The 21,081-nt window shown below is 64.3% G+C and carries 23 protein-coding genes; 9 read left to right on the plus strand and 14 right to left on the minus strand.

Annotated features, from left to right (window positions below; translation table 11 throughout):
* Positions 1 to 4: 4 nt before the first annotated feature.
* On the minus strand, positions 5 to 163 hold the full coding sequence (locus CH283_RS28210) for a hypothetical protein (RefSeq protein WP_176460178.1): 159 nt from the start codon (positions 161 to 163) through the stop codon (positions 5 to 7).
* A gap of 221 nt (positions 164 to 384) precedes the next feature.
* Between CH283_RS28210 and CH283_RS28215 the strand changes: the two genes are divergently transcribed.
* Positions 385 to 528 carry a hypothetical protein gene (locus tag CH283_RS28215; protein ID WP_156516152.1) on the plus strand — a complete coding sequence of 48 codons (144 nt, stop codon included), beginning with the start codon at positions 385 to 387 and terminating at the stop codon, positions 526 to 528.
* Positions 529 to 570: 42 nt separating this feature from the next.
* Here CH283_RS28215 and CH283_RS06340 read toward each other — a convergent pair whose 3' ends face one another.
* Positions 571 to 1,233: a TetR/AcrR family transcriptional regulator gene (locus CH283_RS06340; protein ID WP_068049335.1), complete on the minus strand. Its 663-nt coding sequence runs from the start codon at positions 1,231 to 1,233 to the stop codon at positions 571 to 573.
* 154 nt (positions 1,234 to 1,387) lie between these two features.
* Between CH283_RS06340 and CH283_RS06345 the strand changes: the two genes are divergently transcribed.
* The 4 genes from CH283_RS06345 to CH283_RS06360 are packed head-to-tail and all read left to right on the plus strand — an operon-like array spanning position 1,388 to position 4,314.
* Positions 1,388 to 2,590, plus strand: a complete 1,203-nt coding sequence (locus tag CH283_RS06345; protein WP_094640634.1) for a cytochrome P450 — start codon at positions 1,388 to 1,390, stop codon at positions 2,588 to 2,590.
* A complete protein-coding gene (locus CH283_RS06350; protein WP_068049336.1) occupies positions 2,587 to 2,784 on the plus strand; it encodes a ferredoxin in 198 nt (65 codons plus the stop codon). Before CH283_RS06345 ends, CH283_RS06350 begins: the two co-directional genes overlap by 4 nt.
* The gene (locus tag CH283_RS06355) at positions 2,781 to 3,923 is read left to right on the plus strand and encodes an NAD(P)/FAD-dependent oxidoreductase (RefSeq protein WP_094640635.1); all 1,143 of its coding nucleotides are present in this window, start codon (positions 2,781 to 2,783) and stop codon (positions 3,921 to 3,923) included. Before CH283_RS06350 ends, CH283_RS06355 begins: the two co-directional genes overlap by 4 nt.
* 10 nt (positions 3,924 to 3,933) lie before the next feature.
* The gene (locus tag CH283_RS06360) at positions 3,934 to 4,314 is read left to right on the plus strand and encodes a hypothetical protein (protein ID WP_094640636.1); all 381 of its coding nucleotides are present in this window, start codon (positions 3,934 to 3,936) and stop codon (positions 4,312 to 4,314) included.
* A 21-nt stretch (positions 4,315 to 4,335) separates the two neighbouring features.
* On the opposite strand, the gene CH283_RS06365 is transcribed toward CH283_RS06360, so the two are convergent.
* Positions 4,336 to 5,640 (minus strand): carboxylesterase family protein, encoded by a 1,305-nt coding sequence (locus CH283_RS06365; protein ID WP_255183108.1) that lies wholly within the window; start codon positions 5,638 to 5,640, stop codon positions 4,336 to 4,338.
* Between the two features lie 64 nt (positions 5,641 to 5,704).
* Here CH283_RS06365 and CH283_RS06370 point away from each other — a divergent pair, with 64 nt between their 5' ends.
* The 4 genes from CH283_RS06370 (at position 5,705) to CH283_RS06385 (ending at position 9,001) form a co-directional block, all read left to right on the plus strand.
* Positions 5,705 to 6,277 carry a TetR/AcrR family transcriptional regulator gene (locus tag CH283_RS06370; RefSeq protein ID WP_094640637.1) on the plus strand — a complete coding sequence of 191 codons (573 nt, stop codon included), beginning with the start codon at positions 5,705 to 5,707 and terminating at the stop codon, positions 6,275 to 6,277.
* A gap of 81 nt (positions 6,278 to 6,358) precedes the next feature.
* Entirely contained in the window at positions 6,359 to 7,942 is a 1,584-nt protein-coding gene (locus CH283_RS06375; protein ID WP_094640638.1) for a GMC oxidoreductase, read from the plus strand.
* A gap of 20 nt (positions 7,943 to 7,962) precedes the next feature.
* A complete protein-coding gene (locus CH283_RS06380) occupies positions 7,963 to 8,268 on the plus strand; it encodes a hypothetical protein (RefSeq protein ID WP_141215207.1) in 306 nt (101 codons plus the stop codon).
* A complete protein-coding gene (locus tag CH283_RS06385; protein ID WP_082898713.1) occupies positions 8,255 to 9,001 on the plus strand; it encodes an EAL domain-containing protein in 747 nt (248 codons plus the stop codon). The genes CH283_RS06380 and CH283_RS06385 overlap by 14 nt, the downstream gene beginning before the upstream one ends.
* Here CH283_RS06385 and CH283_RS06390 read toward each other — a convergent pair.
* The 11 genes from CH283_RS06390 to CH283_RS06440 form a co-directional block, all read right to left on the minus strand.
* Complete coding sequence (locus tag CH283_RS06390; RefSeq protein WP_094640640.1) at positions 8,991 to 10,874, minus strand: S9 family peptidase; 1,884 nt, start codon at positions 10,872 to 10,874, stop codon at positions 8,991 to 8,993. The genes CH283_RS06385 and CH283_RS06390 overlap by 11 nt on opposite strands.
* 22 nt (positions 10,875 to 10,896) lie before the next feature.
* Positions 10,897 to 12,465, minus strand: coding sequence for an alpha/beta hydrolase (locus CH283_RS06395; RefSeq protein ID WP_217901094.1), 1,569 nt, complete (start codon positions 12,463 to 12,465; stop codon positions 10,897 to 10,899).
* Between the two features lie 39 nt (positions 12,466 to 12,504).
* Complete coding sequence (locus CH283_RS06400; RefSeq protein ID WP_094640641.1) at positions 12,505 to 13,221, minus strand: MerR family transcriptional regulator; 717 nt, start codon at positions 13,219 to 13,221, stop codon at positions 12,505 to 12,507.
* Positions 13,222 to 13,298: 77 nt separating this feature from the next.
* Complete coding sequence (locus CH283_RS06405; RefSeq protein WP_094640642.1) at positions 13,299 to 13,985, minus strand: DUF3159 domain-containing protein; 687 nt, start codon at positions 13,983 to 13,985, stop codon at positions 13,299 to 13,301.
* A gap of 258 nt (positions 13,986 to 14,243) precedes the next feature.
* Entirely contained in the window at positions 14,244 to 14,675 is a 432-nt protein-coding gene (locus tag CH283_RS06410) for a GNAT family N-acetyltransferase (protein WP_094640643.1), read from the minus strand.
* Between the two features lie 54 nt (positions 14,676 to 14,729).
* Positions 14,730 to 15,782 carry a YihY/virulence factor BrkB family protein gene (locus CH283_RS06415; protein WP_094640644.1) on the minus strand — a complete coding sequence of 351 codons (1,053 nt, stop codon included), beginning with the start codon at positions 15,780 to 15,782 and terminating at the stop codon, positions 14,730 to 14,732.
* 42 nt (positions 15,783 to 15,824) lie between these two features.
* Positions 15,825 to 17,240, minus strand: coding sequence for a phytoene desaturase family protein (locus CH283_RS06420; RefSeq protein ID WP_094640645.1), 1,416 nt, complete (start codon positions 17,238 to 17,240; stop codon positions 15,825 to 15,827).
* A gap of 67 nt (positions 17,241 to 17,307) precedes the next feature.
* Complete coding sequence (locus CH283_RS06425; protein WP_094640646.1) at positions 17,308 to 18,024, minus strand: TetR family transcriptional regulator; 717 nt, start codon at positions 18,022 to 18,024, stop codon at positions 17,308 to 17,310.
* 57 nt (positions 18,025 to 18,081) lie between these two features.
* Positions 18,082 to 18,867, minus strand: coding sequence for an SDR family NAD(P)-dependent oxidoreductase (locus CH283_RS06430; RefSeq protein ID WP_094640647.1), 786 nt, complete (start codon positions 18,865 to 18,867; stop codon positions 18,082 to 18,084).
* Positions 18,864 to 19,856 (minus strand): SDR family oxidoreductase, encoded by a 993-nt coding sequence (locus CH283_RS06435; RefSeq protein WP_094640648.1) that lies wholly within the window; start codon positions 19,854 to 19,856, stop codon positions 18,864 to 18,866. Before CH283_RS06435 ends, CH283_RS06430 begins: the two co-directional genes overlap by 4 nt.
* 188 nt (positions 19,857 to 20,044) lie before the next feature.
* Positions 20,045 to 21,016 (minus strand): bile acid:sodium symporter family protein, encoded by a 972-nt coding sequence (locus CH283_RS06440; RefSeq protein ID WP_094640649.1) that lies wholly within the window; start codon positions 21,014 to 21,016, stop codon positions 20,045 to 20,047.
* Between the last annotated feature and the right edge of the window lie 65 nt (positions 21,017 to 21,081).

Here is a 21,081-nt window from a genome sequence, read left to right on the forward strand (position 1 = left end):
GTCGTCATCCCGGTCCTTCCCATCCGCACGCTTCACACGAGGCGTAGATGCGGCTGTTGGCCGGTCCCACGGGCGGCGAATCGATCACGTTCTCTCCCAACGTGACGCCGTCGCAGATGGGGCACACTCCCCGATAGTCGAGGTTGAAACTGTAGGTGAGCACTCGGACTCGATCCTGTAGGTCATGTCGACGTGGGAGCGACAGTAGACCCCGAGCCCCTCGCCCGTCGATAGCAACGGAGTTCTGGTCCACGATGGTCGGCGCAGCGTGGACCGCGTGGGAGGAACGCCGTAGTGTCGGTGTCACGCCGCTCGTCCAGCGCACACAATGGTTCAGCGAAACCGAACCGACCTGCGGATCGTAGGTCGAGAAGGTCGAGTCTCATGACCGACACACCTATCCATGACGAACTGCAGAACTTCATGAAGATGAGCACGCGCGGTGGCGATCGGACGGTCGAACCCGTTGACGTATCGGTTCCCGTCGAGGTGCCTGTGCACGCCCGCGCGCGTCATCACAGAGCCTGACGGTACGACCACCGCACGTCTGCCCTGTTTTTCCCGCGTTCGTTACGGCTGGGCTGCGGGGTCGATCGCTGCGTGCACTCCGCCGCTGTAAGACGTCGGAAGCTCGCGGCTGCACAGAGTTTCGGCCTCGTCGGCGGAGATCCCGAGCGCTCGGAGCACGCGCTGCGTCGTGTCGTCCACGGTTGTCGCTTCGTCGCGATCGGGTTGGGCGAGCAGCAGTCGACCCATCGACAGCAGGGAGCCGGCCACGATGGCGAGTGCGACATCTGCGTCGTCCACATCGAATCGCCCTTGGGCGGCGGCCGATTCGATATCGCGGCGTGAACGCGGTGCCAGGCCGCCGGCTGCGGCGAATGCCGCAGCCTCGGAGTTGAGCAGAACGCGACTCAGTTCCGGCTCGAGGCGGAACAGTCGTCCGGACAATCGGAAGGACTGCGTGAATTTCTCGACGGGGTCGTCCAGACCAACGGTGAGCGAGTCGAGGAAGTCGCCGGCGGATTCGAGGGCCGCGTCGATGGCCGCCTGCCACAGCTCTTCTTTGCTCTCGAAGTAATTGTAGAAAGATCCATTGCTGACCTCGGCGGCCTGGGTTATTTCCAGAACGGGCGCGTTGGTGTTTCCGCTCGCCAGGAACCCTTGCGCGGCCCTGACGAGAGCGGCTCTGGTGCGGGCCTTGCGGCGCTCGACACGGTTGCCTTCGGTCACGGTGTGCTCCTGCTCTGGAAGGTGGCGAGAGCAGCCTATCGCGACAAATATTGACGAATTCGTCAAAAATGCTTGACTGGGCGAGGTGCGGTGAGTGACGATATCGTCAATGTCTGACGAACGTCGTCGGATCCGTGGCCACATCGAGGACTTGATGAGAACCGACGTGTCGATTCCCCAGTACCGCAGGAACATCTACTCCACCGACGCCATTCTCGATCCCTACCCGCACTATGCGAGATTGCGGGAGCTCGGCCCGGTGGTGTGGCTACCGGGTCAGCAGGTGTTCGCGGTCCCTCGGTATGCCGAGTGCAAGGAAGTACTGCTCGACGACGAGACCTTCATCTCGGGTGACGGCGTCGCGCTCAACCCCATCGCCAACCGGCTCGGCCGGGGCACGACCCTCAACAGCGATGGCGACGAGCATGCATCGAAGCGCGCGGTTCTGGCGCACCGTCTGACTCCGAGGGCGGTTCGGAAGATGACCACGGCAATTTCGGAGAAGGCGGAAAGCATCGTCGACGTCGCGTTGCGCAAACAGTTCGTCGACGGAGTCGACGATCTCGCGACGGCGCTGCCCATGTCGATCGTGCCTGACCTCGTCGGCTGGCCCGAGGATGGCCGCGAGGACCTTCTGCGGTGGGCCGGAGCAACTTTCGACTCACTGGGGCCTGTCAATCGGCATTCCGCCACCGCGGTGAAGGCCGCCACCGAGATGCTGAGTTTCTCGAAGCGGGTGGTGCGCGAGCGGTCGGTCCTACCCGGAAGTATGGGCGAGGACGTGCTGATCGCCGCCGACGACAACCGACTCGAGAAGTCGGCGTGCCCGGCACTGATGATCGACTACCTCGGACCGTCACTCGATACCACCATCGGAGCTATTTCCGGCGCGCTGGACCTGTTCGCCCGGCATCCCGAGCAATGGCAGGCGATACGGCAGAACCCGGACCTGATTCCCAACGCCGTCAACGAGGTGGTCCGGTACGAGTCACCCATTCGAGCATTTTCTCGAAAGGCTGTGCGCGACGCCGATATCGGCGGATCGAGAATCCCGGCAGGAGCCCGTGTGCTGGTGATCTACGCGTCGGCGAACCGCGACCAGCGGGAATGGGACAACCCCGACGCCTTCGACATCACCCGCGATGCGGCTCGCCAACTCGGCTTCGGCTCGGGTACGCACGGCTGCGCCGGTCAAGGATTGGCGCGTCTCGAAGCGCAGACCATGCTCCGGGTGCTCGCGCGCCGGGTCGAACGAATCGTCTCGTCGGGAACACCGAAGAGGGCCGTCAACAACGTCATTCACCGATACGAACAACTCCCACTGAAACTGGTGGCTGCAGAGAGGACATCGCAATGAGAATCGACGTCGACTGGGATCGGTGCGAAGGGCACGGAATCTGTGCCGATCAAGCTCCCAAGGTTTTCAGCCTGGACGACGAGGGCGAGCTTCGCTACGCCTTCGAGGGCGGCGACATACCCGACGACCTTGCCTCCACGGCACGTTCGGCGATCGGAGCGTGTCCCGTGGCAGCTCTCCGAGAGAGCAAGTGAGCGCCACCGACCGTCGTATCGTCATCGTCGGAGACTCCATCGCCGGGTGCACCGCCGCCCGTGAGCTCCGTGCCCGCGGGCACCGGGGTTCGATCGTCATGATCGGTGCCGACGCCGACGGCTGCTACGCGAGACCGCCGTTGTCGAAGCATATGCTCAAAGGTGAAGCGGCCGAGGCCGAGACGTGGGACATGGCGGATCTCGACCTCACCTCGATCGTCGATCCGGCGGTGTCGTTGGATGCCGAGACTCGGACCGTGACCACCGCCGATGGCACCGCCGTTCCCTACGACGCCTTGATCGTGGCCAGCGGTGCCTCTGCGCGTCGGATAGCCGCCCCCGACCAGGCGGGCGAGACAGTGCTGCGGACCTTCGCGGACGTCCGTGCCCTGCGTCCGGCACTGGACGAGGCCTCCACCGCGATCGTGGTGGGTGCAGGATTCCTCGGCATGGAGGTCGCCAGTGCCTGCGCTGCACGTGGGACAGCGGTGACCGTCGTCGATGTGGATCCACCGTTGCAACGACTCCTGGGTTCCTTCCTGTCCGACGCGATAGTCGCGCGAGCCGAGGCTGCCTCGGTCGAGTTCGTTCGTGCGGACGCCCCTGTCGCGTTGGTGGGTGATCCCGTCACGGGTATCGAGTTCGCAGATCGCACGCTGACTGCCGATCTCGTTGTCACCTGCGCCGGTGACGAGCCGCAGACCGGTTGGTTGGACAGTACCGGCATCGCGGACCGGATCGGGGTCGGAATCGACTACCGTTGCGCTACAGACATTCCCGGCATCTATGCGGCCGGGGATGTCGCATACTCGCGCACAGCGTCCCGTCGAGCACCGTTCTGGTCCAATGCCGTTGCGCAGGGCAAAGTCGCCGCAGCCTCCGCGCTCGGCATCGAACCGACCTGCGCACCCACCGACGACTACTTCTGGACCGAAATCCTGGGGCTGTCCATCAAAGTCGTCGGTCCTCTACCCCTGCAGGGAGATCCGACCGTTCTGGAAGGATCCGTCGACGACGGATCTGCCCTGCTGCAGTGGAGCCATGAGGACGGCCGCACCACCATCGTCGCATTCGGCATCAAGAAGCCCGTCGGTCTGCTCCGGCGGTTGGCTCGCGAGAACACTCTCTCCACTACCTGAGGAACGTTTCATGGCTACTGGCTCCACACTTGTACGACGCCTTCCCGAGATTGTCGGAATAGGCCGTGCCGCAATCGGAATCGCTCATACGATCGCGCCCACTCGTGCCAACGAACTCCTCGCCGGTCCCGACGCGGCTGTGGCAACCACGCGTGCTGCCGCCCGCACCTTTGGAATTCGCGAGATCTACATCGGAGGCGGGCTGTTCGCGGCCACCATGTATGCACCGAAGTTTGTGCGCCCCTTGCTGCGCGCCGGGGTGGCAGTCGATGTCTGGGATACCGGTGCCTTCGCCCTGACCGCGTACCTGCCTCAGCGGACGCGGGTGGCAGGCTGCGCCATCGCCGGAGGGTTCGCTATTGCCGGTGTGCTTGCGGAAACCCGGCTCTGACAATCGGAGAGGGAGGGGCTGTCAGAACACCAGTGAGCGCGCAGGCAGCCCCGCCACTCCTTCTCTGGCGAATGCTGCCCACGTCCCACGGACCTTGGCGGCCAACTCCGACGGCGGCGTGTTGCCCGCCAACATGGGCGCGTCCGACCATGCCTCACCGAACAGCAGCGGCAACTCGATGCAGTGGCACGCCCCCAACGGGGCACCTTTCGGTGCCCAGTCGACGCGGTACGACGCGACCCGACCACCGGCACCGTGCCACATCTTCACCATCGAATCCACGCCGAACAGCAGGTTGGTGACGAGACGGACCACCGGAGCGGTCAGTACCGAACTGACGACGCCGAACCTGTTGAGCCACAGCATGCCAGTCACGATGTCCACGAACGGGGCGGCGTCGTCCCTGGTGTGACCGATCAGCAGTTCGACGCGAGTGGCAGTGTCACGTAGGGCAGCGTCGGGGTCACCGGAGAGGGGCTCGAGGTGCGCAACCGGCCCGAACGGCATTCCGCCCGCGGCACCGAACCTGCGCACCGCCTGTGTCACTGCACGCTCGGCATCGAGCACCTCCGACGCAGGTGCGGTGGCCGGGTCCGTGGAGAACCGAGCTGCGAAAGCCTTTCGTGCCGTGCTGTAGAGAGCCGAACGGCCCGATCGCAATCCGAGTGGTGCGCTCTGCACGATGGCTCTGGTGAACAGCCCTGCGGCCGCTTCGCATGCCATCAGCGAGAGGATGGCATCGCCGCCCGCGGACTGACCGAACAGGGTCACGTTGGTGGGGTCACCGCCGAATCGAGCGATGTTGGTCGACACCCAGTGCAGTGCGGCAATCTGATCCTGAACACCGATGTTGCTGTCCCCCGTGTCCTTCGGGGTCAGGTAGCCGAAACCGCCGAGACGGAAGGTGACGCTGACGACCACCACACCCTCCCGGACGAGGTGGTCTGCGTCGTACTTCTCGGCCTCTCCGCCGCCGGAGACGTAGCCGCCACCGTGCAGCCACACCATGACCGGAAGTCCCTCGGCCGCAACGGGAGCGGTCACCGACAGCACGAGGCAGTCCTCGCTCTGGTCGAGTGTGTCGATTATCGGACCGGTGACGTTGTCGAGCCGGGACGGAATCTGAATGCAGGCCGGGCCGCGGCGGGTGGCGTCGCGCGTCGTCTCCGGGGTGTTCACCGGTTGTGGCTTCCGAAAGCGCGTGGCGGTGGCATAGGGAATTCCCCGTGCGTGGATCAAACCGTCGGCCTCGATCACGTCGAGGTCTCCGCTGGTCGTACCGGTGATCGTTCGCCGCGTCGACGCGGCCGTCATGTCGTCGTTCAAATCCAGAACCCCCTGTGTCGAACAGTGTGAGCATATCGTTCGCCCGTGGCGTCATAATCGGACCATGCGGTCCAAGCAGAAGATTCTCGACGCCACGCTCAGGTTGATCGCCGAGTCCGGCTTCGAGGGCGTCACGATCGCGGCGGTGGCTCGTGCTGCTGGTGTCACGCGTCAGACGGTGTACTCGATCGTCACCACCCGCGAGGACATGATCTCCGAGGCCATGATCGGACTGGTCGTCGATGTCATGGGTGGGATACGGGACAAGGCCGATCAGGCCGAGACTCCGACGCAGTTCATCGTCGAGACGATCGTCGCCGCACGCCATCTCATTCGGCGCGAACCGGTTCTGAATTCGTTGCTGCGCTCGGGCAACGCGAATCCACTGTTCGACGCGGACATGATGGAGCGTGCGCTACCGGTGGTTCGTCAGTTCCTGGACGGATACGTCGAGCGCAATCCAGGATTCGATTCCGGGCAGTTCGACGGTATCGATGGAGTCCTCGTGCGGGTGGCGCTGTCGGTCATCCTGTTCGACGACCCCTCCATTCACGAGGACGACGGTCTGCGTCGGTACCTCGAGCGGTGGTTGATTCCCGTTCTGCCGTTTGCTCAGCCTGGAAAACTTGACACCTGAGGACACATCTGTCTAGTTTTGCACGGCGCGCACGTGTGACCCGAGTCTCGGTGCGTGCCTGTCCACAACCCTGGGGGGAACGTGTCGAATCTGAACCGTCGGTCATTTCTGGGCGCTACTGCAGTTGCCGGCCTTGCCGCAGTCGCGGGTACCGGGGTGGCCCGGGCAGGGGTCAGAACTCGCATTCCGCTGACCCGAGAAGACCATCGGGTGGTCGTGATCGGGTCCGGATTCGGCGGTGGCGTCGCAGCGTTGCGCCTGGCCGAGGCCGGCATTCCCGTGCTGGTGCTCGAGCGCGGAAGGCGTTGGCCCACAGGGCCGAATGCGGACACCTTCCCCAATGCGACCGCGCCGGACAAGCGAATGCTGTGGTACGGGTCGAGCCCCAATCTGTTCGGCAGGCCCGTTCCGTTCGATCCGTATGTCGGACTGCTCGAGGCCGTTCCCGGCGACAACATGACCGCGCTGTGCGCCGCGGGTGTGGGCGGTGGATCCCTGATCTATCAGGGGATGAGTTTGCAGCCGTCGCAGGCGGTGTTCGAGACACACTTTCCGGCCGAGCTCGACTGGACGAGGTTGAACGCGGTCCACTACCCCCGCGTTGCGCGGATGCTTCAGCTCGCGCAAGCCCCCGACGAGTTGATCGGCACTCCCAATTACCGAGCGGCGCGGGTGTTTGCGGACAATGCGCGGCGGGCGGGACTGCCGGTGTCGAAGATTCCGATGCCGATCGATTGGAACTTCGCGCTCGACGAGACCCGCGGGGTGATGACGCCGTCCTACACCGACGGTACGGGCGCACTCGGAGTCAACAACGGAGGCAAGCATTCTGTCGACGTCACCTACATCGCAGCCGCCGAGGCGACCGGCCTGGCCACCGTGGCGACGCAGCACAACGTAACGCATGTCGAGCGCGCCGCCGACGGCCGCTGGATCGTCCACGTGGACCGAATCGATTCCGACGGAACGGTGTTGGAGAACAAGATCCTCACCACCGGTGCACTGATCATGGCCGCGGGAAGCCTGAACACCACCAAGATGCTCGTTCGCGCGAGCGCCACCGGGGCCGTTCCCGATCTGCCGGACCAGCTGGGTCAGGGCTGGGGCACCAACGCCGATCGCATCTACGTGTGGTCCAGCATCGAGCAGAATTTCGGTACACCGCAGGGTGGTCCGGTGGTGTTCGGCAGCTTGAACTGGGACGACCCGCGCACTGCCCACACCGTCATCCAGGCATCGATTCCGCCACTGGGAGTCGATGCCCGCAGCACCATGCTGGTCGGATACGGAGTCAGCAACGGCCGTGGTCACTTCGGCTACGACTCCGCACGAGATCAGGCCCAGCTGCGTTGGCCGGCCAACGGCGACTCCGTCATTCAGGACGGGTCCATCGACCCGACGGTTCGCCGCATCGCCGGTACCGGCAGCATTCTCACCGACACCAATGCGCTGTTCCCGTCCACCTGGCATCCGTTGGGCGGGGCCAACATCGGCCCGGTGTGCGACCTCGACGGCCGCGTCCACGGCCAACGCGGACTGTACGTTCTCGACGGTGCGCTGATGCCCGGAAACACCGCGGCCTGCAACCCATCCATGACCATCGCCGCGCTCGCCGAACGAGCTCTGGACAACATCGTCGCCCGCGACCTCGGCACCGTCATCTGACACCCGGAAGAAAGAGACCGATGCACCCGTATCGCGCCATGCGCTTTCGGCTGATCGCCGACCGCTGGCGATGGCGGGCGATGCGAGAGTTCCTTCGACGCAACCGTATCGACGGTGCCCTGAGCGTCGAGCAACGGGTGAACGACTATCTCGCCGTTGCCAACGCCTTCGGCCTCACCTGGCCACGAGACGAGACGCGTCTGCACGCGCTCCTTCTCGGTTTCGGAGAGTCCGATCCCTCGGCGGTGAGCGGATCGATCAGAGAGAATGCAGCGTCGATGACGCTCTGCTCGGTCGTACCCTTGCGGGCCCGTGCTACCGATTAGGGACGCCTCTCACCGGCGACACGCGTCGCGTCGCATCCGGGCTGTCATCGACTCGGGTGGCCCGACGATCGTGTTTCAGCCGATCGTTCGCGCGCTCGACGGCGCGATCGAGGGATACGAGGCTCTGTCGCGTTTTCCGGACGGCGGAGGCACAACCGAGAGCTGGTTTGCCGAATCCGTGCACTGTGGACTCGGGGCAGCTCTCGACACGTCTGCTGTCATGAATGCGCTGAAGGAGTCCGCTCAGCTTCCGCGCGGATCGTTTCTCGCCGTCAATCTCTGTGCCGCAACACTAGTGGCCGACTTCGGGTTGGTGGGCCACCTCGTGGAATTCGGACAACGACGGCACCTGATCGTGGAGATCACCGAGCACGCCACCATCGACTACGAGGTGGGGGTGCTGGCGGCATTGGCGGAGCTCAGACGCGGCGGCGTCGACATCGCCGTCGACGATGTGGGCTCGGGCTATGCGGGTCTGCGGCGACTGGTGCTGCTCGAACCCGACGTCATCAAGCTCGACGCGTTCGTTGTGCACGAGATGGGCACCAACCCGACCAAAACAGCGGTGGCCGAACTCATCCTGGAGTTTGCACGAAAGACCCATGCTCGCTGTGTGTTCGAGGGTATCGAGACAGACGACGATCTCCACGCCGCAACATCGATCGGAGCTGATCTGCTGCAGGGCTATCGGCTGGGTCGCCCTGCAGCGGTGGATCGGTTCACTACAGACTGAGGCCCCCGAGGTGCTCGGCAAGAAAGCTCTCCACCTCACGGTAGTAGCGAATACTGTTCTCCGGATTGACGAATCCGTGGCCCTCGTCGTCGAACACGAGGTAGTCGACGTCGACGCCACGCGACCTCAGGCGCTCGACGACATTGTCCGATTCTGCCTTGACGACCCGAGGATCGTTGGCACCCTGCGCAATCAGCAGAGGCGCGCGTATCGCGTCGAGCTTCGAGATCGGTGACCGTGCCAGCATGTCGGCCAGCTGATCGGGATCGGCGGGGTCGCCGACGAAGCGGTGCCAGCTGTTGATGATTCCCGGACCGATGAAGGCCGGTTGGGTCCGCATGAAGTTCGACAGGTCCGAGATGCCGACGCAGTCGATCGCCGCGGCAAACGTGTCGGGAGTGAACGATGCGCCCACCAGCGCCGCATAGCCGCCGTAGGAACCACCCATGATCGCCACTCGCTCGCGGTCGGCGTACCCAGCCTCGATCGCCCAGTCCACCGCATCGATCAGATCGTCGTGCATCGCGCCCGCAAATTCACCGACCCCGGCGTTCGTGTGCGCTGTGCCGTATCCAACCGATCCGCGAAAGTTGACCTGCAACACCGCATACCCGCGATTCGCCAACATCTGCGCGATGGGATCGAATTTCCACGAATCCCGATACCAGGGACCGCCGTGCACCACCAGAACCATCGGTAGACCCTTGGGTTCCACGCCCACCGGAAGCGTGAGATACGACGGCAGAGTCAGACCGTCACGCGCCCGAATGTTCACCGCCACCATCGGGGCCATGTTCTCGGGATCCAGATGTGGATAGGGGCGCAACAGTTGGCGACTCGATCCGGTGGCGTGATCGTAGTAGTAGGTGACGGACGGGTCGCGGTCGTGGACGAAGCTGACGATCCACTTCTGACCGGTGTCATCGGAGGACAGTGCTCCGATGTCACCGTCGGACAGTTGCTCGAGATTCTTCAGGATTTCCGCGAAACCCGGTTCCAGTGCATGGATCACCTGGCGTTCGCCGAGGTAGCGAACACCGATGAGCTCGCCGGTTGCACTGTCGCAGATCAGCGGTGGCGAGGTCTGCTCGACGGCTCGTCGCGCACCGTCGAGTTCGAGTGTCGGGTGACTGTCGACGACGGTCTCCTCGCCGGTTTCGAGGTCGAGGCGGATCAGATAGGCCAAGTCGCGCCCTCGGTTGGAACCGAGCCACATGCCGGTACCGTCCGCGGTGATCTGCATCGGACTGATGCCCAGCGGGTAGTCGGTGCCGTCGAACGACGCCACCGTGGTTTCTGCGCCGGATTCGTCCAACCGCGTGATGTCGATGGTGCCGGCCGTGGTCATCGCGGTGGCGAACACCTGGCCGTCGGAACCGAGCATCGGATACCGGCCGACGCCGGGGCTCTGCCGGATCATCGTCAGTTCACCTGTGGCGATCTCGATTTCGTACAGGTCGAACTCGGCGAGGGTCCTGGCGTTGATCAGGACGGTGTACACCCCGGCCCTGCCCCGCACGGGTTCGATGGCCACCGCGCGGGAACCGGGGAACGGCGTCAGATCGACTGCCGCGGCATCGGGATCCTCCAGGTCGACGCGGAACACGTGGTGGTTCTCGTCACCGCCGGTGTCCTGCAGATACAGCAGCCAGCGGGGGTCGTCCGTCCACTGAAAATCGTGCACACTGCGCGTCTCGTCCGCGGTGACGCAGCGTGGCTCGCTGCCGGGCGACAGGTCCTCGATCCACACGTTCAGACGGTTCTTCCACGGCGCGAGAAACGCCATCCTGCTGCCGTCCGGTGAAATCGTGGCACCGGAGCGAACAGGTGGGCCGAAGAAGTCCTCGACCGAGATCAGTGGGGGTGCAGTCATGATTCGTCCTTTCGTTCGGCTGCTACAGAGCGCAGCGGGCGTCGGCCGGTGGGGATTGGAGGTCGACGAGGTAGTTCGCGACGATGGCGTTGACGCAGGGGCTCGTTGCACCGAACGCCACGGTGTGTTGTTCGCCGTCGACGGTGAGCAGCGAGCCGCCCAAGGTATTCGCCAGGTTGACGCCTCCCTCGTACGGGGTGGACGGGTCGCCGGTCACCGAGATGGTCAGGGTGTCGGGGAGTCCGTCGACGTCGGTGGCGTACGGGATGTCGAGAGTCGGCTCTGCAGGCCAGAATTCGCAGGGGTCGCGTGCGCCCTCCGGTCCGAGGCCTGCGTCGGTGAACGGTGCTATCTCTTGGATCTGCCTCTTGAGGTCCACTTCTTGTTCTGCGGTGTTGCGCTGCTCGTCCATGCAATTGATCGCGTACAGCGCCTCGGGGAAGTTCGGGAAGGTGCCGTCGGCGTCCCGTCCGCCGAAGATGTCGTTGACCTTCAGAAGCGTATCGGCCTGTCCTGCTTGCAGTTCGGCGATTCCCTCGGTGATGACGGGCCATGCCGTGGAGTCGTAGAGCCCAGCGATCACGGCACCGTACGCGCCGTCGAAGTCCATGATGCGGCCATCGCCGGTGACGATCGGTTTGTCGATCAGCGGTCTGACGATCTGCTGGAAATTCTCGACAGCCTGGCTCGGATCGGTGCCCAGCGGGCAGTCCGGGGCGCTCGCGCATGCCGCCGCCATGTCGTCGAATGCTTTCTGGAAGCTGGTGTATTGATAGATCCTGCGTTCTGCGGTGCCCTGCCCCGGATCTATTCCGCCGTCGAGAACCATCGCGCGTACGTTCTCGGGGAACATCTCCGCGTAGACCGCACCGAGGCGTGTCCCGTAGCTCTGACCGAGGTAGCTCAGGGTGTCATCGCCGAGCACGGCCCGGAGAATGTCCATGTCGCGGGCAGCGTCGCGGGTGCCGACGTGTTCGAGGACATCGTCGCCCCCCGATCGTTCGGAGCACTGGCTCACCAGCTGCCGTGCACCGTCCTCGGTGAGGGTTCTCGAGCCGGTGAGGACGGTGGTGTAGGCCTGTCCTGCCTCGTATTCCTCATCGGTGAAGCAGTCGATGGCCGGGGTGGACGCACCGACGCCGCGGGGATCGAATCCGATCAGATCGAATTTTTCGGTCAGCGGGCTCTGCGCCCACGTCGCCGTCGCACCTGACGCCGCCATGCTCAATCCAGGCCCGCCCGGTCCGCCGGAGTTGAGCAGGAGCGAGCCCACTTTCTCGCCTCGGGCGGGTGCTTTCAGCAGCGCGATCTGCGCCGTGCGCCCATCCGGGTTCTCGTAGTCGAGTGGCACGTCCACGCGGGCGCATTCGAAACTGGGATCGCTGGCGAACAGTTGCTCGTCGGTTGTGGTGGTTCCGTAGCCTTCACACGGCTCGAATGTCACGCTCTGGTCGTAGAACTGCTGCAGATCGGCCGACGGCTCGGAGTCTGCGTTCGGTTCCGGCGGCGACTGGCTGCAGGCGCCGAGCAGCAGCATCGACGCTGACGCTGCAGCGAAGAGTTTCGCTCTCCTGTTGGCGAATAGGGGCATGGTCGGTCGACTCCTGTCGAATTGCGTTGTGACGAAGTTCTATTCGGGATCGGTGGCGTTGAGTGCTGCAACCTGTCGCAGCACCTCGCGTTGGGCGCGGTTGTACAGGTCTTCCACGGCGATAGCGAGTGCGCGAGTCACCCGTTGTCTGTCGCCGTCGGTGTCGGCGAACAAGGCCGGGAAACGAGCCGCCAGCTGACGAACATGCGGGGCCATTCGTTCCGCCAGATCCCTGGTGGTGGCGCTGTCGGCGTCGGCCGGGAGGTCGTCGAACTCCGGGTCTGTGGGCAGCTGCGGAGTGGACCGAAGTAGGTCGCAGTAGGCGTCGAGGGCCGTCGGGCTCAGTACCGTGCTGGCGAAGGTGATGAATTGTCGGTCTGCTGTTGTCAGATGTGCTGCAGCGGAACCGAGTTCGGGTGGCAGATCGGTCGGAAGGGATTCATGGAGAAGCATCGCGATTTCCAACCGTGCTCGCTGCAGTCGCTCGATCGTTGCCCCGAGTTCGGCATCCAGGGTGCGCAGCGCCTGTTCCGGATGGTCGCGCCCATCACCCTGAGCGGCGATGTCGGCCAACGAGAATCCCAGGTCGGTCAGGCGTTTGATCTGCATCAGCCGTACGAGATGTGTGACGCCGTACTGTTTGTAGCCGTTCGAGGCACGCTCGGGCTCATCGAGTAGTCCGACATCGTGGTAGTGCCGCACCGACTTCAGGGTGGTGCCGGCGAGATCGGCTATCTGCCGAGTGCTCCAGCCCATGTCGCTCTCCTCCGTTTCGATCAGGTCGGAATCAGTGTCGACTGTGACCTAACGGCATAGTCAAGGGCCATTTCTCTTTACGCGGGGTTCGAGTGAACCAATTGCGCTGTCGAGCGACGGAACGCCCAGACGGTGACGAGCACTGCCAGCGCGAGCAACGGGGTGCCCATTGCGATCCGGGCAAACGCGAGCCAACCCGTGGCGTCGGTGTCGTACAACCAGTCCTGAACGATGTAGCGGGCGCCGAACAACACGGCGAATGTCGACGTCGCGATGTAGTGGGCGCGGATGACCGAGTGATTGGATCGCCAGGCGTACTCGTTGCCGTGCAGCGCATTCCACAGCACTCCGGTCAACGGTCGTCGGGCGAGTATCGAGGCCAGCATCATCGCTGCTCCGGCCAGGCTCAGCCAGATGCCGATGAGGAAGTAGCCGCCTGCCGACCCTGTCCAGGCGGCGATACCGCCTGCGACGACGACGCCCAGTAGTCCGCCACTGGCCTGCGCGATCGGCTCGCCTCGCTTGACCCTGAGAACAGTGATCACGAGCGCGATGGCGATCGCGACGCCTACGGCGATAGGAAGGGACACCAGGGCATTGGCGGTGACGAATGCCACGACCGGAATGGCGGTGTAGATCATTCCACTGGTTCCGCCGAGGCTGTCGAGCAGAAGCTGTGTGGCATTGACCTTTTCAGTGGTCTTGCGACCGGGAACTGTCTGCGTCTCGTTGTTGTCGTCCGATGTCGATTCCGGCGTGTTCATGGTGCCCTCCTCGTCGCTGCTTCGGTTCGCTCTTGCTTCCCCTACTGTCGTCTCGGCGACCGGGGCACAACAGTGCACACAAACATCGAATCGGATTACAACATCATCGGCCGGCCATGACGGATGTCATGTTCTGGCGGTGTGAAGACCAGGTGGGTGGCCGTCACGTTCGAGCACACCACGCTCCACTCGCCGCCCCGAACCGGGGGATTTCACGCTTCGGGCTTCTGCAGTGGAGCACCATTCGCACTACGCAGTTCAGACCTGGGTAACCATTTTCACGTGCGGGATTCCCGCTTCCAGGTATTGCTCTCCCACTCGAAGGAATCCGAAACGCCCGTACCAGTTTTCGAGGTGCGCTTGCGCGGAAATTTCGACCACCCCGGGGTATGCCTTCAGTGCGGCCTTGACGAGTGTGCCGGCATAGCCGCGTCCACGACCCGCAGCCGCGGTCGCGACGCGGCCGATGTGGACCGTGTCGTCGACGAGGACGCGGAGGGTGGCCAGTACCTCGCCGCTCTCGTCCTGGATCCAGAACAACTCCGTTGTCGGAAGTAGGTCCGCGCCATCGAGTTCGGCCTCGTCGACGATCTTCTGTTCGTGGACGAAGACCGCGACCCGAAGCGCCATGATGCGGTACAGGGTGCTCGGGTCTACGCCCGTAAGCGGAGCATGGTGGAGGGCGGGCATGTGGTCCGTTTCGTCAGGGGAGTAGAACGATCCTCGCACGGTGAACACACTGGATCACTGTTGCGGGTTGTGTTCCTCGCGCAGTTTGCGTCCCTGCTCGACGGCCTGCGCATCCTTCTCGTCGTTCTTGTCCGATACCCGTGTGTCTCGCGGCGGCAGTTGGAGTCGCTTCTCGGCGACGATTCCCGCCTGGAGTTGACGGCCACGTTCGAGTTCGGAATCGAGTTCGGCTCCGAACAGCAAGGCCAAGTTGGTGATCCAGAGCCAGAGCAGGAACACGATGGCACCGGCGAGTGAGCCGTAGGTCTTGTTGTAACTGGAGAAGTTCGCGACGTAGAAGCCGAATGCGACGGTCGCCAGAATCCACACGATGATGCCCACCGCGGCACCGGAACTGATCCACTTGAACTTGGGCTGCTGCACATTCGGCGTCGCGTAGTACAGAATCGCGACGGCGAGCACCACGACGATCAGGACCAGAGGCCAGCGAGCGATGTTCCAGATCGTCAGTGCGGTGTCGCCGAGTCCGACGGCGTCGCCCACAGCCTTGGCCACGGGCCCGCTGATCGCCAGCATGACTGCGGCCAGGGCAATGAGTACCAGAGCGATGAGCGTCACGAGGAGCATCACCGGGCGCAGCTTCCAGATGGGCCTGCCCTCGTCCACCTCGTACATGCGATTCATCGCGCGGCCGAATGCGCGGACGTAGCCGGACGCGGACCACAGCGCACCGGCGATGCCGACGATCAATGCAAAGCCCGCGGTGGGTGCCTGCACCAGCTGTTCGATCGGTTCACGCAGGGTGTCGACCGCCGATTGGGGTCCGAGATCGCCGACGATCTGCAGTACGCCGTCGACCGTTGCCTGTCCCTGCCCGAACACACCCAACAACGAGACGATGGCCAGAATCGCGGGGAACAGGGACAGTACGGCGTAGTAGGTCAGCGCGGCTGCCAGGTCGGTGCACTGATCCCGAGAGAATTCACGAGCCGTCTTCTTCAGTACGTAGATCCACGAGGGTTTGGTCAGATCGGCAGGTGAGTCTGCCTTGCGGGGATCGTCGGGGTCGGCTTCGGTGGGTGCGGGATCGGTTGCTTGGTCGGCCATCAGGAGCGCATACCCGGCTACTGTCGATGAAAACAGAGTCGGCTACTTCGCGAGTCGACGCAGCGCCACCTGCGCTGCGTTGTAGCCGCCCATACCGTGTACTCCACCGCCCGGAGGTGTTGCTGCAGAACAGATGTAGACCCCGTCGATGCCGGTCCAATACGGGTTGACGCTCACGCGCGGGCGCAAGGCCACCTGGCCCGGATCGTTGGATCCGGTGACGATGTCGCCGCCCACGTAGTTGGGGTTGTACGTAGGCATCTGCGTGGTCGAGCGGACTGCCCGCGCCACAATGCGTTTCCGAACCCCCGGCGCGAAACGTTCGATCTGATCGATGATCGCCTCGCTCGCGTCGCCGGTGTATCCGTTGGGGACGTGGGCGTAGGTCCAGATCGGGTGGATGTTGCCCTGCGAGCGGGTGGGGTCGGCCAAATATTGCTGGCCGAGCAGTACGAACGGCTTTCGCGGCATGACGCCTCGGTGCACATCACGTTCCGCGGCGGCGACCTCCTCGAAAGTTCCTCCGAGATGGACGGTTCCGGCGCGTCGGGCACTGTCGTTGGTCCAGGGAATACCGTCCTCGACGGCGAGATCGAGCTTGAACGCACCGGGTCCGTAGCGCCACCGACGGTAGGGTCGTGCCACTCGCCGGGGGAGGGCGTCGCCTGCGATATCGGCGACTGCGGTGGGTGAGAGGTCGAGCATCACGATGTCGCTCGTCGGAATCTGTTGCAGTCGAGTCACTCTGACGCCGGTCTCGACCTTCCCGCCGTGTTCGGTGAGGATCGACACGAGTGCATCGCTGATTGCGCGTGAGCCACCTTCGGCCACCGGCCACCCGTACTTGTGACCGGCCGCGATCATCATGACTCCGACGGCGGAGGTGGTCGGCCGAGTCAGTGGATACAGCGCGTGGGCCGCGACACCGGAGAACAATGCGCGCGCCTCGGGTGTACGAAACCGGCGGGCGGTCAGCGACGCCGGTGCCAGGGCGTTGAGGCCGAACTTGGTCAACGTGATCGGGTGCCGCGGAACATGCAGCAGTGGCCGGAAGAAGTCGGTCGTCAGGTCGTCGAAGCGATCCGACAGTGGCCCGAAGAATCGTTGCCACGGGTCACCGTCGACACCGAGTCCGGCAGCGGTCTCGGTGATGGACCGATACAGCACTCCGGCGCTGCCGTTGTCGAGGGGTTGCACCGCGTCGATCTCCGGATACTTCCACGTCAGTCCGTGGGACTCGAGATCGAGACTGGCGAAGAACGGTGACGCCGCGCCCACCGGGTGCACGGCCGAGCAGTCGTCGTGCAGCACTCCCGGCAGGGTCAGCTCGGAGGTTCGGGTGCCGCCGCCGACCGTGTGGGCCATCTCGAGGACCGTCACCTCGACGCCTGCCTTCGCCAGCGTCACCGCAGCCGCGAGACCGTTGGGACCCGATCCGACGACTGTCGCCGTGGTCACGGTCGATCCACCGCGCCGGTGACGGTGCGGTGGCTCTGAGTTGCTCGGTACATCGGCTGACCTTCGCTCATCGGGGTGGGACCAAGAGGTGAACCCTCTCGACCAAGCTCAGTGCGGTGTCGGCATCCCCGCCTTCGAACACCGCAGTGTGTATTCCGCGCATGGCGCCCGTGAGCAAATGGGCGGCAGCGAGTACGTCTGTGTCGCTGTCGATTTGGTGTGCGTCTGCGGCGGCGCGGAGCAACTGGGAGATCGCGACGACGAAACTGTCGTGCCACCGTTCTGCCGAACCCTCGGATTTCGGTACTCCCAGATTCCGGAACAGGACGTGTGTTCGCGGGGAGTCGTAGATGCTCTCTGCCGCGATGCGAAGAAACGTCTGCAGCTGCTCGAGTGGGGTGCCCGGCCAGGTGGCGGCGACCGATTTCTCGTGGATGCGGTCTATCAACACTGTGGCGGCGTCGTCGACAGCGGCTTGGAAGAGCACGCGCTTGGTGGGGAAGTGGTGGAATGCGGTTCTCGGTGCGAGACCGCATCGGAGAGCGACACTTTCGATCGTGATGTCTGCGTAATCGGCGTCCCGCAGTAGGTCCTGGGTGGCCTCGATCAGTCGGGCCGCCGCGGGCCCGGGTTCGTCGGTGGTCGACGACCCGGCCCAGCGATAGAGCGTCGTGGTGTGGATGCCCAGCGAAGTCGCCACGGCGGCCGGGCTCTCGGAACCGCCGAAAGCCCGTGCGACCGCTTGCCGACGATCGGCGAGTGTGAATCTGGAGACCCTGGCCATGCTGGTGACACTACATTCCTCGTGAGGTGCCTGGACGGTGCTGAGTTCGGCCGGGATCTAGTGGAGCATCCGGGCGAGGACGGGCAGCAGAATTCGCGCGGGGACCAGACCGGCCGCGATTGCCTGAACGGTGTTCATCCGGCCCGAAACCACCTGCGGGCGAGACCGTCTGGCATCGAGCGTGCGCATGGCAGTGGCGACCACTTCGGTCGGTGTCTGGTAGCTGCCGGTTGCTGCGGCGGTGTCTCCGATGACATCGAAGAACTCCGTACGGGTGGGTCCCGGATTGAGTGAGAACACTCTGACTCCGTGCTGGGCCGACTCGAACCACAGCGACTGACTGAAACTCAGCACGAATGCCTTGGCGGCCGCGTACACCGCCAGTGATGGGACGGGTTGGAACGCAGTGGTGCTGGCGACGTTGACGATGGTGCCGCTCGAGCGGGCGATCATGTCCGGCAGAAACGCCGAGCAGATGTCCACGACAGCCCGGATGTCGACGGCGATGAGGCGCTCGAAGTCGTCGGCGTCGCTGTCCACGAACGGTCCCTGCACGGCGAACCCTGCGTTGTTGACGACGAGATCGATCTGCTCGGGCACCACCTCACGGAGTCGGCGTCCGCTCGCTTCCTCGGACAGGTCCCAGGCCACTGTGCGGCAATGGATTCCGTGGTTCTGTTCGAGTTCCGTCGCCAGTGTGGTCAGCCGGTCCTCTCGTCGTGCGACGAGTACCAGATCGGAGCCGCGGGCGGCGAGCGCTCGGGCGAATTCTTCACCGATCCCCGAGCTTGCGCCGGTCACCAGCGAGCGGCCCGGCCGGTAGCGGGACCGTCGGAGATTCATCGGCTCGCCCCGAGGGGAATGCCCCCGAGCTCAGCGGCCGAACGCCGTGCGAACTGCTCGTACGACGTCGGTGTGTGTCCGAGCAGAGTCGGCAGAACCGTCAGGTCTCCGGCCGGGAGCCCGTAACCGTCGTAGTGGGTCATCATCGTGCGGTATGCCTGGCGTGCATCGGCCGGCCAGTTCTTCATGTCACGGGGGTTGGACGCAGCCTTGGCACCGCGAACGAGGTGGCCGATGGAGTTCAGCTTCGTCGATTGCACGGCATGCCCGACGACCGAGGCCACTGCAGGCAGCACGTTCAACGAGTTCGTCAACGACGAGGGCGGGATCCGAATGGCGGTGACGCGGTGGCCGAGCACATCAGACCAGATCTCTGCCATCTCGTGTCGGGTGAGTTCCACCGTGGACAGGTCGTAGACGCGATCGGTGTGCGGCGAGGGGTCGACGAGGATGTTCGCGGCTGCTTCGGCGACGTCGGCAACATCGACGACACCCATGACGCTGTCCGGTGAAACCGGATACGGCATGACTCCGGCCTGCAGAAACTCCCACACTTCCAGATAGTTCTGCATGTAGTGGGACGGCCTGAGCACCGTGGTGGGAATTCCGCTGCTCCGCAGAATTCCTTCGGCGATGTCCTTCTGGTGGTGGTGTGTCAGTTGATGCAGGTTCGGATGAATCACGGAATGGAAAACGATGTGCTGCAGCCCGTTTGCCGGTCCGATTGCGATCAGATGATCGATGATCGGCCTCTCGTCGATGATCTGCGTCGGTGCCGCGTGGTAGAGGACGTCCGCCCCGGTGAGGGCGTTTCGGAGCGTTTCTTCGGACCTGAGATCGCCTACGACGACCTCGACGGCTCCGTCTGCGCGGGTGGTCGCAGCTTGCGCCGCGTTCTTGACGACTGCTCGAACCGGCACGTTCTGCGTGGCGAGCTGTCGAACGAGCAAGCGGCCGACACCACCCGCGGCACTGGTCACTGTGATCATGGGGCCTCCTCGTTGGTGGGCTCGGCGGACGCTGAGCATGATTGCAAATATTGCACAGCGAATGCATATAACGCAAGGGCTCTGTGGCCAGGGCATTCCTCCGCGCAGAAACAAAAATCCGGTGCAGCCAGCCGCGCTCAGCGCGGTCAGCTGCACCGGATTCTGTTCGAAATCCAGTTGGAATCGGCCTACTCGATGGTGGTCGACTCCTGCGTGCGTTCGGCCGGCTTCGGTTCGATCGAGCGCCGCGACCAGTAGCTGGCGAGAAGTGAGCCCGAGACGTTGTGCCACACCGAGAAGATGGCCGCGGGCAGGGCAGCCGCGGGGCTGAAGTGCACCGATGCCAGAGCCGCGGCCAAGCCGGAGTTTTGCATTCCAACTTCGATGCTGATCGCGCGTCGGCTGGCGACGTCGAGTCCGCACGCCTTGCCGATGCCGTATCCCACGGCCAGTCCCAGCGAGTTGTGCAGCACGACGGCCAGGACGATGAGGGCTCCGATGGACAGCAGAGTCGGTGCACTGGCGGCAACCACGAACAGCACCACCGCGGTGATGCCGGCGACCGAAATCAACGGCAGAGCGTCGAGCATGCGGTCGATGATCTTGGGAAACAGCAGGCGCAGAACAACTCCCAGTACGACGGGAACCAGCACGATCTGCAGGATCGAGACGAACAGTCCGCCGGCGTCGACGGGTAGGAACTCACCGGCGAGCCAGAGCACGAGCAGTGGCGTGAGAATCGGTGCGAGCAGGGTGGACACCGATGTCATGGCCACCGACAGCGCGGTATCGCCCTTGGCGAGGTAGACCATCACGTTGGACGCTGTGCCGCCCGGAGCCGAACCGACCAGCACCATCCCGGCGGTCAGTGCCGCAGAGAGGCCGAGCGCGTTGGCGATTCCCAGCCCGAGTAGTGGCATCGCGATGAACTGCGCGGCCACCCCGAGCAACAGTGCCCACGGCCGTCGGGCGACCACCGCGAAGTCGGAGAGCCGCAACGTCATTCCCATGCCGAGCATGATGATCGACAGCAGCCACGGAACGGCAGGAGTGCCGCCGCTGAAAGTATCGGGAGTGATCAGGGCCAGTGCGCCCGCCGCCACGACGATCAAAGCGAACCACTTGCCGGTGAACTCGCTGACGGATTTCAGCTTGGGCATGCAGAGTCTCCAGAGGTGGTCGGGGCGCGGCCCCGGGCGGGCGCGCAACCCACCGAGCGTAACCG

Origin of the sequence: Rhodococcus sp. 05-2254-2 (assembly GCF_002259095.1) — a bacterium.
In the GTDB taxonomy this organism is placed as follows: Bacteria; Actinomycetota; Actinomycetes; order Mycobacteriales; family Mycobacteriaceae; genus Rhodococcoides.